Below are 14,001 nucleotides of genomic sequence, written 5' to 3'. Positions count from 1 at the left end.
AACCTGTTTCAAGATTTGTCCTTTTTCTTTTCCGAACGCCGACAGAACCGGAACAGGCGTCATCGCGCATCGTTCAGCTGGAAACCCGAAAATGAGGATCCAGCCGATGGCCGACACGATCGACTCGACGCGCGCCGACGACGCGCCGCTGAGCACTTCGAAGCATCGTTCCGCGGCGGTCGATGCAGCTACCGAGGCGCTGATCGACAAGCCTGGCCAGGGCAATGCCGACACGCTGGTCGGCCGCACCGTGACGATCAATCGCCCTCGCGCCGAGCTGTTCGCCTATTGGCGCGACTTCGCCAACCTCGCGAGTTTCATGGACAATGTCGAACGCGTCGATGTGCTCGACGCCAAGCGTTCGCATTGGGTGGTCAAGGCGCCGGCAGGAAAGACCGTCGAATGGGATGCGACGATCACCGAGGAGAAGGACGGCGAATATATCGCCTGGCGTTCCGAGGAGGGCGCCGACGTCCCCAATAGCGGCCGGATTGACTTTCGCGATGCGCAGGGCGGCCGCGGCACGATCGTCACTGCGACGATCCTCTATGATCCGCCGGGGGGCACGATCGGCAAGCTGATCGCCAAGATGTTCCAGCGCGAGCCGGCGATCCAGGCGCGGCGCGACCTTCGCCGCTTCAAGCAACTAATGGAAACCGGCGAGATCGCCACGAGCGCGCGCACCCGTGCGCAGCTCGACGAGGAGAAGAACTGATGCGCGCACTCGCCTGGCACGGGAAGCACGACGTCCGCGTCGACAACGTCGACGATCCCGAAATCCTCAACCCGCGCGACGCGATCATCAAGGTCACCGCAACTGCGATCTGCGGCTCCGACCTCCATCTCTATGACGGCTATATCCCGACGATGCAGTCGGGCGACATCCTCGGTCATGAATTCATGGGGGAGGTGGTCGAGATTGGCCCCAAGTCGACGCTCAAGAAGGGGCAGCGCGTTGTCATCCCGTTCACGATCGCGTGCGGCAGCTGCTTCCATTGCGGCAAGCATCAATACTCGGCCTGCGATAACGGGCTGCCTGCGGACAACCAGGATATCGGCCAGGAGCTCTACGGCCAGCCGATGTCGGGATTGTTCGGCTACAGCCATTTGACCGGCGGCTATGCCGGCGGCCAGGCGGAATATGTCCGCGTGCCGTTCAGCGATGTCGGGCCGCTGGTGATCCCCGACGGGATCGAGGACGAGAAAGTGCTTTTTCTTTCCGACATCCTGCCGACCGGCTGGATGGCGGCGGAGAATGCCGGGATCGAACCTGGCGACACGGTGGCAGTATGGGGCTGCGGCCCGGTCGGGCTGTTCGCGGTGCAATCGGCATTCCTGATGGGCGCCGAGCGCGTGATCGCGATCGATCACTTCCCGCGCCGGCTCGAACTGGCCAGGAAGTTCGGCGCCGAGACGATCAACTTCGAGGAAAGCGCAACCTATGAGGCGCTGATGGCGATGACCGGCGGGATCGGCCCCGACGCCGTGATCGACGCGGTCGGGCTCGAGGCGCACGGCATGTTCGTCGACAACGTCATCGACCAGATCAAGGCGTCGACCTTTCTGGGCACCGATCGCATTCACTCGATCCGCCAGGCGATCCTCGCCTGCCGCAAGGGTGGCCGGGTATCGATGCCGGCGGTCTATGGCGGCTTCGTCGACAAGTTCCCGCTGGGCGCCTTCATGGAGAAGGGGCTGACGCTTAAGACCGGGCAGACGCACGTCCAGCATTACATGCCCGCGCTGCTCAACGCGATCCTGGAAGGCAAGATCGATACGACCTTCCTGATCAGCCACACGCTTCCGCTCGAGGAGGCGCCCAAGGGCTACAAGATGTTCCACGACAATCAGAACGAAGTGACCAAGGTGGTGCTCAAACCCGGCCTGGCACTGGCGGCGGAGTAATAACGACATGGCAAACAAGCTCGCAATCGTCACCGGCGCCTCGACCGGCATCGGCTTCGAACTCGCCACGCTGGCGGCCAAGGACGGCTACGACCTGATCGTCGTCGCCGACGAGGCATTGATCGATGCCGCGGCGGATGACTTCAAGCAGTTCGGCACCCAAGTGGAATCGGTTCAAGCGGATCTCTCGACGATCGATGGCGTCGATACTCTGCTCGCCGCCGCGCGCGGCCGCACGGTCGATGTGCTGATGGCCAATGCCGGCATCGGCACCGGCGGCCCGTTCCTGGAACAGGCGGTCGCGAGCTGGCGGCATTCGATCGACACCAACGTCACCGGCACGGTCTATCTGCTCCAGAAGGTGCTGGGCGAGATGGTCGCGCGCGGCGCCGGCAAGGTGCTCGTGACCGGCTCGATCGCCGGCTACATTCCGGGCAGCTCCAACGCCATCTACAACGCCACCAAGGCGTTCGTGGACAATTTCACCGAGGCGTTGCGCAACGAGCTCAAGGATGTGGAGGGCGTCACGCTCACCACCCTGATGCCCGGCGCGACCGACACCGAGTTCTTCGCGCGTGCCGACATGCTCGACACGTCGGTCGGCCAGGACGACAATAAGGCTGATCCTGCCAAGGTGGCCAAGGACGGCTGGGACGCGCTGTTTGCCGGCAAGGGCCATATCGTCTCCGGGTGGAGCAACAAGCTTCAGGTCGCCGCGTCGGGTGTCGTGCCGCAGGCCGTCCTCGCGCAGATGCATCGCGGTATGGCCGAACCCGGCTCGGGCACGGAGTGAGTGTGATGGGTGACCTGCAGGAAGGCGGGGTCCCTGCCGAAAAGCCGCGCGACCCGGACTCGACGACGCCCGGCGGCCAGAAACCCGAAAAGGTGGAGGATCGACCCTCGGTCGACACGGTCGATCCGGAGGATTATCCGCTGGACCGGCCGGATCGCTGAGCAATCGGGGCAAGCCCTGAGAAATCGTACTGATCCACAGCAAGTCTGCCGTTCTTCGCGGACCTTCGGTGCTCGGGAGCCGTTAACGTACCGAAACAAAGCGATCGGAACAAGAAATGGCGACCCGCGACAAATCGACCGGAAACGGTGGCGAAGTCCATCAGCACGCGGACGATGAAACCGATATCCTGACCACTAATCAGGGCATTCCGGTTTCGGACAACCAAAACCAGCTCAAGGCCGGCGTGCGCGGTCCCGTCCTGCTTGAAGACTTCATGCTGCGCGAGAAGATCTTCCACTTCGATCACGAGCGCATCCCCGAGCGGATCGTCCACGCGCGCGGTTCGGCTGCGCACGGCTTTTTCGAAGCTTATGAGGACCTCTCGGACCTCACCCGCGCCGACCTGTTCAGCGAGAAGGGCAAGCGGACCCCGGTGTTCACGCGCTTCTCGACCGTGGCGGGCGGTGCCGGCTCGGTCGATACGCCGCGCGACGTGCGCGGCTTTGCGGTCAAGTTCTACACCCAGCAAGGCAATTGGGATCTGGTCGGGAACAACATCCCGGTGTTCTTCATCCAGGACGCGATCAAGTTTCCCGACCTGATCCATTCGGTGAAGATGGAAGCCCAGAGCGGCTATCCGCAGGCGGCCTCGGCGCACGACACCTTCTGGGATTTCGTGTCGCTGATGCCCGAATCGACCCATATGATCATGTGGGCGATGTCGGACCGCACAATCCCGCGTTCGCTGCGCACGATGCAGGGCTTCGGCATCCACACCTTCCAGATGGTCAACGCCAAGGGCAAGGCGACCTTCGTCAAGTTCCACTGGAAGCCCAAGCAGGGCGTGCAATCCACCTGCTGGGACGAAGCGGTCAAGATCGCCGGCGCCGATCCCGATTTCCATCGCCGCGACCTGTTCGAGGCGATCGCCCGCGGCGATTTTCCCGAATGGGAACTGGGCATCCAGGCATTTGACCAGGCGTTTGCCGACAGCCTGCCCTATGACGTGCTCGATCCGACCAAGATCATTCCCGAGGAGGTTCTCCCTGTCCGCCCGATCGGCCGGATGGTGCTCGATCGCTATCCGGACAATTTCTTCGCCGAGACCGAGCAGGTCGCCTATTGCCCGGCGAACATCGTGCCGGGGATCGACTTCTCCAACGATCCGCTGCTCCAGGGGCGGCTGTTCTCCTATCTCGATACCCAGCTCAAGCGGCTGGGCTCGACCAATTTCCACCAGTTGCCGATCAATGCACCGAAATGCCCTGTGATGAACTTCCAGCGCGACGGGCATATGCAGATGGCGGTGCCCAAGGGACGCGCCAACTACGAGCCCAACAGCCTCAACGAGAGCGATCGCGATCCCGAGGGCGGGGGCCCGCGCGAATGCCCGGTGCAAGGGTTCCAGACCGTCTCCGGGCGTAGCGACGAGGGCGAGCAGGGCGACAAGCTGCGCATCCGCCCGGCGAGCTTCGCCGATCACTACAGCCAGGCGCGGATGTTCTTCCGCTCGCTGGCCGCGCCCGAACAGGCGCATCTGGCCTCGGCGCTGGTGTTCGAGCTGTCCAAGGTCGGGCTTGAACATGTTCGCGAACGGGTGGTGGCGAACCTCGTCAATGTCGATGTCGAACTGGCAACGCGTGTCGCCGACGGCATCGGCATGCCCGTGCCCAAGGGCTCGAAGCCGGCCGTGCCGGTGCAGGACTTCGACCTGTCACCCGCGTTGCGGATCGTCGAGGGGCCGCTCGCGCCGCAGGACATTGCCGGGCGCTCGATCGCAGTGCTCGTCGCCGACGGTTCGGACGCCGGTGCGGTCGCCACGCTGACCGAGGCGATCACCGGCGGCGGCGCACGCGCGGTGATCGTCGCACCCAAGGTCGGTGGTGCGACGCTTTCGGACGGCACGCTGCTCAAGGCCGATGCCCAGCTCGCAGGCTACCCATCGGTGCTTGCCGATGCCGTGGCGGTGATCCTGTCTAAGGAAGGCACGGCAGCGCTGCTCAACGAAGGCGCGGCGGTCCAGTTCGTCATGGATGCGTTCGGTCACCTCAAGGCGATCGGGCACACGCCCGAAGCGCAGCCGTTGCTCGACAAGGCCGGGGTAGTGCCCGATGCCGGCGTGGTGGGTATCGACAAGGCGTTCGTAGACGCCGCCGCGCAGCGTTTCTGGGACCGCGAACCCGGCGTGCGGCAACTCGCATGACGCACGGCACGCCCGCCGGTCTCGTCACTGCAGGTATCGAGGATTGGGGCAGGCTGATGCGCGGCGGCCTCGATCTGTGGCACCTGTCGATGGAGCTGGCCGAAACGTTGGTGGCGTCGCAGGCGGTGATCGGCGCACGCATGCAGATGCTCGACGCCGGTCTGCGCGGTGCCGGGCGTATGCCGCATGCCGAATTCGGCGGGTTGATCCGGGAAAAGACCGCCGCGTTCGATAAGGCGGGCACCGCGGCGGCGCGTGTGTGGACGACGCCCGCCCGAGGCGCGAACGGCGCGCCGCGGGGTGCGATGAGCATGCTCGACGGCTGGGAGCGCTCGATCGCATCGTCGCGTGCATGGTGGGCGCCTCTCCACGCCAAGGCCATGTCGAACGCCCGCCGGCTGGCCGCGCGCGGATGAGGCCGGCGGCGATGCAGGCCGGCCTCCCGCCTCGGCTCGGCGCGGGGTGGAGACCGGCCGCAGTTGCCGTGTGCATTCCGGTGCGCAACGAGGAAGCCGAGCTGCCCGTCACCCTCGACGCCCTCGCTCGGCTCGATGTGGAAAGCGGCCTGGACGTGGCATTCTGCTTCCTGCTGGACGGCTGTACCGACCGCAGTGCCGATATCCTCACCGATTTCGCGCGCCGTTCGGCAAACAGCGTCGTTATCGAAGCGGTGCCCGACCGAGGTGCCTCGAACGCTGGCATCGCCCGCGGCCGAGCGATGGCGCTTGGACAACGTGTCCTGGGCGATATGCGTCGGGCGGCGCTGCTGACGACCGATGCGGACACCCGGCCGGCGGGCGACTGGATCGGCAAGACGTGCCAGGCGCTCGCTTTATGCGATGTCGTTGCTGGCCGGATCCTTCGGGAAAGCCCGGGCGATCAACCCGTACAGACCCGGCTCGAGGACTATTTCGATCGGCTTCACGCGCTTCGCCGGGCGCACGACCCGGTGGATTGGGAGGCGCGCCCGGCGCACCATCATGTCGGCGGAGCGAGCCTGGCCTTCCGTGCCGAGGCCTACGCCGCGCTGGGGGGCTTCGATCCGGTTCCCAATGCCGAGGACGCTGCGATCGTCGATGCGGCCCATCGCGCGGGATTGCGCGTGCGGCGCGATCGCGACGTGCTGGTGCGCACCTCCACGCGGCGCGAGGGGCGCGCGCTGCGCGGTTTCGCGGAGCATCTGCGCGCGCTCGCGCCTGACGCGGACCAGATCCTCGTCTCGGATCCGTGCCAGGCCGCATGGCAATATCGCGGGCACGCGCTCGCACGCACCCACTATGGCGCGCTTGAAAATCCGGATGCACTGCGAGAGCTTGCCATCCAGCTGAACGTCGACATGGATCACATCCGTCGTGTCGCCCGGCATGCGCGGAATGCGGAGGCATTCGTCACCCATGTGGTGCCGTCGCCGCCTGGCCCGGACCGCAAACTGTCGCTTCCCGCCGCGGAGCGTGCACTCAAGCAGCTCGAACCCATTGGACATCCATGCGCGGCATGAGCGGGACGCCTGCACGCGCCATGTCATCGGCCATCACGCAAGCGCAGGCGGAGTTGGTATCTTTCGCGGATCCGTCCGACGCCGCCGCACTCCAGCAATTGCTGGAGCTGCTGTATGCGCTCGGTCGCCGAGATTTGCCGCTGGGCCGGCTGTTCGAAGGCCATGTCGATGCGTTGCAGATCATCACCCGCTACGCCGCGCCGGACCTCGCCGATGCCGCCGTCGCCGCCGCCCGGCGGGGCGCGACTTTCGGGGTGTGGAACGCGGGGTTGCCGGGCGAGCCACTGCGACTGGCCGAAGACCGACTGTTTGGCGGCAAGAGCTACGCGTCGGGCGCCGGCATCCTGTCGCACGCGTTGGTGACCGCCGATACCGATGCGGGGCCGCAATTGCTGCTGCTCGACCTCGCCCTAGTACCGCCCACGATCGATGCGGAGTGGTGGGACGTGATCGGCATGGCACGGTCGCAGACGCATATCGTGCGCTGGGACGGAGCGCCGGTCGATGCGGCGGCGCGGATCGGCGCTCCCCAGGACTATATCCGCGAACCCTGGTTCAGTGGAGGAGCGCTGCGCTTCGTCGCCGTCCATGCCGGGGGGGTCGCGGCGCTGTTCGATCAGGTGCGCGACCATTTGAATGCCGCCAGCCGCGCGGGGGATCCGCATCAGCGCGCCCGGCTCGCCGATCTGTTCGGCCTTGCGGATCTTGCGGCATCCGCCGTGCGCGCGACGGCCACGGCCTGGTTCGACGAGCCCGATGCCACCCGCCTGCCGCGCGTTGCGGCGGCCCGGCTGCAGGTGGCGGACCTGGCGCAGCGCGCGATCCTGCTCGCCCAGGAAGCCGTCGGCCTGCCGGGACTGTTCCATGCGCATCCGCTATCGGCTACGCTCACCGATCTGATGGTCTATCTTCGCCAGCCCGCGCCGGACGCTCAGCGCGCAAAGGTGGGTGCCGCCGCTGCCGCGGGCGATCTCGGGCCGAAGCTTTGAGCCCGCTACGGATCGGCAATCCGGCGGTCACGCTGGTCGTCGCGCCGCACGCCGATGACGAGACCATCGGCGCCTATGGCCTGATCCGTCTGCTACGGCAGCGCGGACGCGAAGTACGGGTCGTGGTGGTGACCGACGGTGCGGTCTCTCACCCGTCGAGCCCCGGCTGGCCCCGTGCCCGGCTGGTTGCCGAGCGGCGGCGCGAGACCCGGCGTGCGATGCGCGGATTGGGAGTGCCGGCGGGGAAGATCCGCTTCCTCGGCCTGCCCGATGGTGGGCTAGGCGAAGTATCCGCTCATTTTCGCGCGATCGCGCGCGCCGCGCGCCGCATAGCCGGCCTGCAGTTGGTGATCGCCCCGACGCGGGCCGACGCGCACCCCGATCATCGGGCAACAGCAGACGGGCTGGCGCATGCCTTGCTGCCCGGCGTGCGCCGCCTTTCCTATCTCGTCTGGGGCGACAAGATGCAGGGCCATTCGCTGTTTCTGCGCGAGGGCCGGGCGATGAAGCGTGCCGCGATCCGGCGATATCGCACCCAGATGGGCTGGATCGCGGACGATCCGAGTGGTTTTCAGATCGCGCCACAGGAATTGCGCGCCTTCTCGCGCCCGGCCGAGCTTTTCAGGGAGGAGCGGCCATGCGGCCGATCACGCTAGACGGGTTCGAGGCGAAGTTCGCCGCCGATCCCGATCCCTGGTTCACATTCTCCGACCGAGACGAGGCGCACAAGCGGCAAGCGATCCTGCACGCGCTCGGTTCCGGCAAGCGAGGCCGCATCCTCGAGCTTGCGGCCGGCAACGGCTCGAACAGCGCCACGCTCGCGCGCCGCACGTTGCGCCTCGATGCCACGGAAGGGACGGCGGAGGGGACGGCGCTGGTTGCCAAGGCGATCGCAGATTGTCCCGGCGCGCGCGCGTTGCGCCTTGCGCTTCCGGATCCCTTCCCGAGCCCGCGCTACGATGCGATCATCGTGGCCGAAGTACTCTATTACCTGACCGCGCGGGTCATGGCAGAGACCGCCAGGCGCGTGTCCCGCGCCTTGCCTGTCGGCGGGCGGCTGGTGCTGGCCCACCACCGCATCGATTTTCATGATTTCGTGCAGCATGCTGCCGGCATCCATGCCGACTTCCTGCGCGATACCGGCGCGCGCTGGCATGTTCTGTCCGAAGTCAGGACCGGCCGATGGATCGTCCAGGGCTTGGCGAAGGCGCCTGCGGGCCCATAGCTTTCTTCCACGCTACCGGGGCCGATACACACGCAAAAACGCCGCCCGATGGGCGGCGCTTTCTCGTGTTGCAGATCGCTTATTCGGCGCCGGTGCCCGGCGTCGTCGTCTTGGGCGGCTTGCCGTCCTCGATCCGGCCCTCGTTGCGCAAATCACGGCCTTCTTGCGCCTTTTGCTGGCTTTCGGGTGATTTGCCGTGCTCGAAGGCTTCTTCCTTCACGAAGCCGGCAGCTTCCTTGATCTTGCCCTCGATGCTCATGAGACTCTCCTGGATTTCAAGAACTTGATTGTCCTGCTGTACCAACCAAGGGGACGCGCGGCCGTTCCGTGCCGTGCCGTCGATTTGCTTCCTGATCCCGATGCGATCGGCCGGGCTATGGGCAGCGCACCACCGTCACGTCCGCGTGCATCTCGAGAAAGTCGGATCGATCGCCGAGAAAGCCCCCGATGATCGGCACGATGGAAGCACTGTCGACCCCACAGGCAGTGGCGACGAGCCCCGCGGATCCGATGCGTTGCTGGGTTGGATCGAAGGCGACCCACCCGGCCTCTGGCAGGAATATCTCGGCCCAGGCATGCGTTGCGCCGACGTCGCCTGCGGCCATGCCGGGATCGAACAGATAGCCCGAGACCGCCCGTACGGCGAAGCCAAGACGGCGCGCGACCGCCACGAACAGCGCCGCGATGTCGCGGCATGAGCCACTCGCCAGCGCCAATGTCCGCGATGGCGATTGCGTGCCTTCCTCTTCGCGGACCCGATAGGCGATCGCGCCGCCGATCGCCGCGTTGAGCGCGTTGAGCAATTGCAGCGTGTCGCGCGGCGCCGTCGCGAGAAAGCTATCCGTCCATGCCTCGACGGGATCTCCCGTCTGCTGGCCGGGGGCCATCAGCCCCGGCGCAAGCAGCGCCTCGTCCTCGGGGGAATAGGAAAAGGGATAGCGATGCGCGGCGGGCGCGATCCGGAAGAGGGGATAGGCTGCTGCGCGATGCTCGACTTCATGTTCGGCCAGGATCGAAAGCGACGCCGCCGCCGCATCGAACGTCGCGGTCGCCACCAGATTGTCGAGCACATCTTCGCGCCAGTCGAGCATCGCCCCCGGCGCGATCGAAAGTCGCGTCGACAGCACCGTGATGTCATGGCGCGGCCTTGGCGAAAGCAGCAGCCGATGCTCGAGGAACAGGACCGGCCGTGCGTAGCGATAGATCGTCTCGTGACGGATGCGCAGCCTCACGGCCGGAGGAGGCCGGCGGCCCGCAACGCCGCGTTGATCGACCGCCCGGGATCGAAGCCGTGCGCTTCGCCATGGCGGGCCGGCGCCGCGGCCGGCGTCGCGTCGCTCGCTGCCGATTCGGGTCGCGCCGGCGCGACGGCGGGAACGATCTCCCAGGACGCGGCGATCCGATAGGTCGAGGAGATACCCGCCTCCAGCATATAGGGAGCCGGCACGCCAAAGGCCTCCGGCCCCGCGCTGGTGATCGGCGTACCATGGCCAAGGCCAGGGATCAGATATTCCTCGAGCACCAGCCGGCCCGTGCTATCGTGCCAGCCCCGATAGCGGTGGCGGTCGCCCGACTGGCTCTGATCCGGAAGATCGACGCCGTGGATAGCGCGCCACTGTTCGACGAGCATCGCCGCATTGGCGGGGGCGACCGTCGTATCGGCGGTACCCTGCCATATGGAAACGCTCGGCCAGCGGACCGGGGAGGGCGCTGCGTCGCGGACGAGCGCGCTCAGCCCGGCGCTGTCATAGCCGTGGCCACGCATCCGGTCGAAGGCTTCGGGCACGCTCTTCGCCACGCCGAACGGCAGCCCCGCGATGATCGCTCCGCCGGCGAACAGATCGGGGCAGGTCGCCAGCATTGCCGAGGTCATCGCGCCGCCCGCCGACAGTCCGGTGACGAACACCCGAGCGGGATCGAGCGCGTGGCGCTCGATCACGGTGCAGGCCATCTGGCGTATCGACTCGGTCTCGCCGGCGCCGGCACGCGTGTCGGCCGGCGAGAACCAGTTGAAGCAAAGATTGGGATTGTTGGCGCGCCGCTGCTGGGGAAACAGCACCGCGAAGCCGAACCGGTCCGCCAATGCCGACCATCCCGACCCCTGGTCATAGGCCGACGCCGTCTGGGTGCAGCCGTGCAGGACCACCACCAGCGGGGCATTCTGCGGCAGATGCGCGGGCGCAAATAGAAACGCGTCGAGATCGCCCGGATTGGTCCCGAAGCCGTGCAGGGGCATCAGCCGGGATGCAGCAGCCGGGATGGAGTCGAAAGCGCGTGGCTTGCTTACGTGCTGAAGCCGTCGGATCGTGTCGGAAATCGAACGCATCTTCACTCCTTCGGGACAGTTAGGAGCGTCGACCGGCACACGACTGCCGCGTGCGCCGAATTTGTGCGGTGCACAATAAGTGGGGAGAATGCGCGACATTGCAAGCGGTTCGCGCCCGAAGGGCGGCATCAGGCCGATGCCGCCCTTCGGGCGCGAAGATCAGAAGTTGGCGCGGATGCCCAGCGCGTAGCGGGGCCCGTAGCTTTCGTAGGTGATCACCCGCTCCTGATAGACCGAATAGAGGAAGGTCTTTTCGTTGAACAGGTTGAGCCCCTGCGCGAACACCGTGAAGTGGTCGTTGAGCGCGAAATTGATGCTCGCGTCCCAGATCCCGTACGCAGCGACATTGACCGGCTGGCCGCGATTGCCGCGTGCGGTCTGCTCGTACGCGTCACGATGATTGTAGGCGAGCCGCATCTGCAGTGGTCCCTTCTCGTAGAAGCCGACCAAATTGTAGGTGTTGCCCTCGTCGCCGACAAAGCTGACGTTGCCCTGCACGCCCAGGCCATCGAGCGGCGCGGGCAGGCCGGTAAAGGTGTACTGGCCTGAGAACTCGACGCCGCGGATGCGATCGTCGCCGACATTCTCCGGTCGGGTACGCCTGAAATCGAGGCCGAGGATCTGAACGGTGGTGGTGACCGACTCGCTCAGGTTCTTAAGGTCCTTCTGGAAGACGGCGGCGCTCACGAAGCTCGAGCGGTCGATATACCAGGTCAGCGCGGCGTCGTAGTTCCACCCGACCATCGGCTGGAGACCGGGATTGCCGTCGGTGATCGCCCGCTCGCGCGGTCGCGGGTTGATGTTGCGGATGAGCAGCAGGTCGCTCAGCGTCGCGCGGGTCAGCGTCTTGGCGACCGCCGCCTGGAAGACGACGTCCTTGAACAGGTCGACCTTGACGTTCGCGCTCGGCAGCCACTCGTCATACTTGCCCTTCTCGGTGATCGCCTGGGGGGCGGAGAGGTTGACGATCGGATCGAGCCCGGGCGGCGTGGTGATGCTCACGATCTCCTGCCCGAACCCGCGCGAGGTCACGTCGGTGCGGGTGTAGCGCAGCCCGATATTGCCCGACCAGGCGCGCGAGCCGAGATCGCCGGCAAACGAGGCCTGGACGAAGCCGCCGATCGTGCGCTCCTGTGCCGAGCCGCTGTTGCTGGGCACCAGCGCGACGCCGAAGTCGCCGCCATTGGCGGCGAGCGCGGCGCGCGTCGCGGCGGGGTTCGACGAAGCGTTGATCCCGGCATCGGTGAGCAGATACGCCGCGAGATCGGCCGCGGCATATGCCGGGAAGCCGTTCGGGAACATGTCGATGCCGAAGAAATTGCTGGCGTCGGCCGGCTCGCCGAACACGCTCTGCGGCACCAGCACGCCGCCGAACACGCTCTGCAACGCATCGGGAGTCTTGTAGGAGAAGCGCTCCTTCTTGCGGTCCGAATAGTTGAACCCGGCGGTGATGGCGCGCAGCAGCCCCGTCGTCTCGTATTTGAGCTCGGAATTGATCTGGTAGATCTCGTCGGCGACACTGACGCCTTCGTAGGTCAGATAGCCGACCTTGGCGTTCGATGTGTCGAAGGCGCCGAGCCCGGAATACATGGGTAGCCCGTTCTGCAGTTTGAAGCTGACCCCGACGGGCGAATAGCCCGGCGCTGCGAGATTGCTTTCGAACCAGGCCTGGTTGCCGCCGGTGTCGTCGGTTGCCTTGGACCAGGACAAGTCGAGGAAGCCGGACAGCGGGCCGTTGCCCTTCCACTCCAGATTTCCGCCGACCTGATAGGTCTCGGCGAGGCGCGGGCGGATCTGGTTGGTGAACATCGGCCCGGAAGCGATGCCGGTATAGCTGGTCAGCGTGTTGTTGGCGTCGACCGTTCCCGAGCGCACGTCGCCGGGCCCACCATAGACGAAGAACACCTTGTTATCGTCGTTGACGTCGAGTTTCGAATAGAGCCCATCGACGGTAAAGACGAGCGAGTCGGACAGCCGCGCCTGCGCGGTGAGCAGGCCGGAGAGGCGTTTGCGGTTGGTCTCGTTGACGCCGTATTCGACATAGGTCGGCAGCGAGACGCCGGTGAGTTCGGGCGTGCCGTCGCGGTTGAAGTCGAGGTTCTGATTGGCTTCCCAGCCGTCGGTGAAGATGCGCCGGCCCTCGATCTTGCGGTCGATGTACGAGAAGGCGCCGAGGATGCCGAAATTGCCGCCGCCGAAGGTGGTGCTGAACAGCCCGGAAGCCTGGGGCGAGACCTCGCCGCGCAACTTGTCGTAATTGCCCTGTGCCGAGACGACGAGCTTGGTCTTGCCGAAATCGAAGGGGCGGGCGGTGTACATGTCGACGGTCGAGGCGATGCCGCCTTCGACCTGCGACGAGGTCGGCGTCTTGGAGACGTCGACGCGATTGATCAGCTCGGCGGGCAGGATATCGAAGCTGAACTCGCGGCCCTGGTTTTCGGTCGCGAGGATGCGGCCGTTATAGAGCGCGGTGCTGAACGCCGGACCGAGCCCGCGGACGGTGATGAACTGGCCCTCGCCATTGTCGCGCGAGATGGTCACGCCCGGGATGCGCTGGATCGCCTCGGCGATGTTCTGGTCGGGGAGCTTGCCGATGTCTTCGGCGACGATCGAATCGACGATGTTGTCTGCCGAGCGCTTGATATCGACCGCGCGGCGAAGGCTCTCGCGCAGGCCGGTTACGATAATCTCCTCTTCGCCGGCCTGGGTGCTGTCGGCGGCCTGGCTGTCCTGCCGCTCCGCCTGGCGCTCCTGGGCGAGGGCTGCGGGGGCGGCGAGGATCGTCGCCATTCCGGTCATGGCGATCAGGCGGAATCGTGCGTTGCGCTTCATGAAGCATCCTCCTCTGGGACCCGGCGGTCATGCCCGTCTGCGCGGGCAATTTCTTCCACCGGAACACC

The 14,001-nt window shown here is 66.1% G+C and carries 14 protein-coding genes; 10 read left to right on the top strand and 4 right to left on the bottom strand.

Annotation, left to right across the window (positions count from 1 at the left end):
• Positions 1–106: 106 nt before the first annotated feature.
• The 10 genes from RZN05_RS07685 to RZN05_RS07640 all read left to right on the top strand — a co-directional run bounded on the left by RZN05_RS07685 (position 107) and on the right by RZN05_RS07640 (position 8,775).
• Entirely contained in the window at positions 107–715 is a 609-nt protein-coding gene (locus RZN05_RS07685; RefSeq protein ID WP_317226028.1) for an SRPBCC family protein, read from the top strand.
• Complete coding sequence (locus tag RZN05_RS07680; RefSeq protein ID WP_317226027.1) at positions 715–1,905, top strand: zinc-dependent alcohol dehydrogenase; 1,191 nt, start codon at positions 715–717, stop codon at positions 1,903–1,905. Before RZN05_RS07685 ends, RZN05_RS07680 begins: the two co-directional genes overlap by 1 nt.
• 7 nt (positions 1,906–1,912) lie before the next feature.
• Complete coding sequence (locus RZN05_RS07675; protein ID WP_317226026.1) at positions 1,913–2,698, top strand: SDR family NAD(P)-dependent oxidoreductase; 786 nt, start codon at positions 1,913–1,915, stop codon at positions 2,696–2,698.
• 5 nt (positions 2,699–2,703) lie between these two features.
• Entirely contained in the window at positions 2,704–2,859 is a 156-nt protein-coding gene (locus tag RZN05_RS07670; RefSeq protein WP_317226025.1) for a hypothetical protein, read from the top strand.
• Between the two features lie 116 nt (positions 2,860–2,975).
• A complete protein-coding gene (locus RZN05_RS07665) occupies positions 2,976–5,063 on the top strand; it encodes a catalase (protein ID WP_317226024.1) in 2,088 nt (695 codons plus the stop codon).
• Positions 5,060–5,479 carry a hypothetical protein gene (locus RZN05_RS07660; RefSeq protein WP_317226023.1) on the top strand — a complete coding sequence of 140 codons (420 nt, stop codon included), beginning with the start codon at positions 5,060–5,062 and terminating at the stop codon, positions 5,477–5,479. The genes RZN05_RS07665 and RZN05_RS07660 overlap by 4 nt, the downstream gene beginning before the upstream one ends.
• Positions 5,480–5,559: 80 nt before the next feature.
• Positions 5,560–6,561, top strand: a complete 1,002-nt coding sequence (locus tag RZN05_RS07655) for a glycosyltransferase (RefSeq protein WP_394804791.1) — start codon at positions 5,560–5,562, stop codon at positions 6,559–6,561.
• Between the two features lie 20 nt (positions 6,562–6,581).
• Entirely contained in the window at positions 6,582–7,550 is a 969-nt protein-coding gene (locus RZN05_RS07650) for an acyl-CoA dehydrogenase (protein ID WP_317226021.1), read from the top strand.
• Positions 7,547–8,206 (top strand): PIG-L deacetylase family protein, encoded by a 660-nt coding sequence (locus RZN05_RS07645; protein ID WP_317226020.1) that lies wholly within the window; start codon positions 7,547–7,549, stop codon positions 8,204–8,206. Before RZN05_RS07650 ends, RZN05_RS07645 begins: the two co-directional genes overlap by 4 nt.
• The gene (locus RZN05_RS07640; protein ID WP_317226019.1) at positions 8,188–8,775 is read left to right on the top strand and encodes a class I SAM-dependent methyltransferase; all 588 of its coding nucleotides are present in this window, start codon (positions 8,188–8,190) and stop codon (positions 8,773–8,775) included. Before RZN05_RS07645 ends, RZN05_RS07640 begins: the two co-directional genes overlap by 19 nt.
• 79 nt (positions 8,776–8,854) lie before the next feature.
• On the opposite strand, the gene RZN05_RS07635 is transcribed toward RZN05_RS07640, so the two are convergent.
• The 4 genes from RZN05_RS07635 to RZN05_RS07620 form a co-directional block, all read right to left on the bottom strand.
• Positions 8,855–9,034, bottom strand: a complete 180-nt coding sequence (locus tag RZN05_RS07635) for a hypothetical protein (RefSeq protein WP_317226018.1) — start codon at positions 9,032–9,034, stop codon at positions 8,855–8,857.
• Between the two features lie 115 nt (positions 9,035–9,149).
• Positions 9,150–10,007 (bottom strand): transglutaminase family protein, encoded by an 858-nt coding sequence (locus RZN05_RS07630; RefSeq protein WP_317226017.1) that lies wholly within the window; start codon positions 10,005–10,007, stop codon positions 9,150–9,152.
• On the bottom strand, positions 10,004–11,011 hold the full coding sequence (locus tag RZN05_RS07625; RefSeq protein WP_317226016.1) for an extracellular catalytic domain type 1 short-chain-length polyhydroxyalkanoate depolymerase: 1,008 nt from the start codon (positions 11,009–11,011) through the stop codon (positions 10,004–10,006). Before RZN05_RS07625 ends, RZN05_RS07630 begins: the two co-directional genes overlap by 4 nt.
• Positions 11,012–11,260: 249 nt before the next feature.
• Positions 11,261–13,933: a TonB-dependent receptor gene (locus RZN05_RS07620; RefSeq protein ID WP_317226015.1), complete on the bottom strand. Its 2,673-nt coding sequence runs from the start codon at positions 13,931–13,933 to the stop codon at positions 11,261–11,263.
• Positions 13,934–14,001: the final 68 nt, after the last annotated feature.

The organism is Sphingomonas sp. HF-S4 (assembly GCF_032911445.1).
Classification (GTDB): Bacteria; Pseudomonadota; Alphaproteobacteria; order Sphingomonadales; family Sphingomonadaceae; genus Sphingomonas; species Sphingomonas agrestis.
This window is presented reverse-complemented; position numbering and strand designations above follow the sequence as displayed.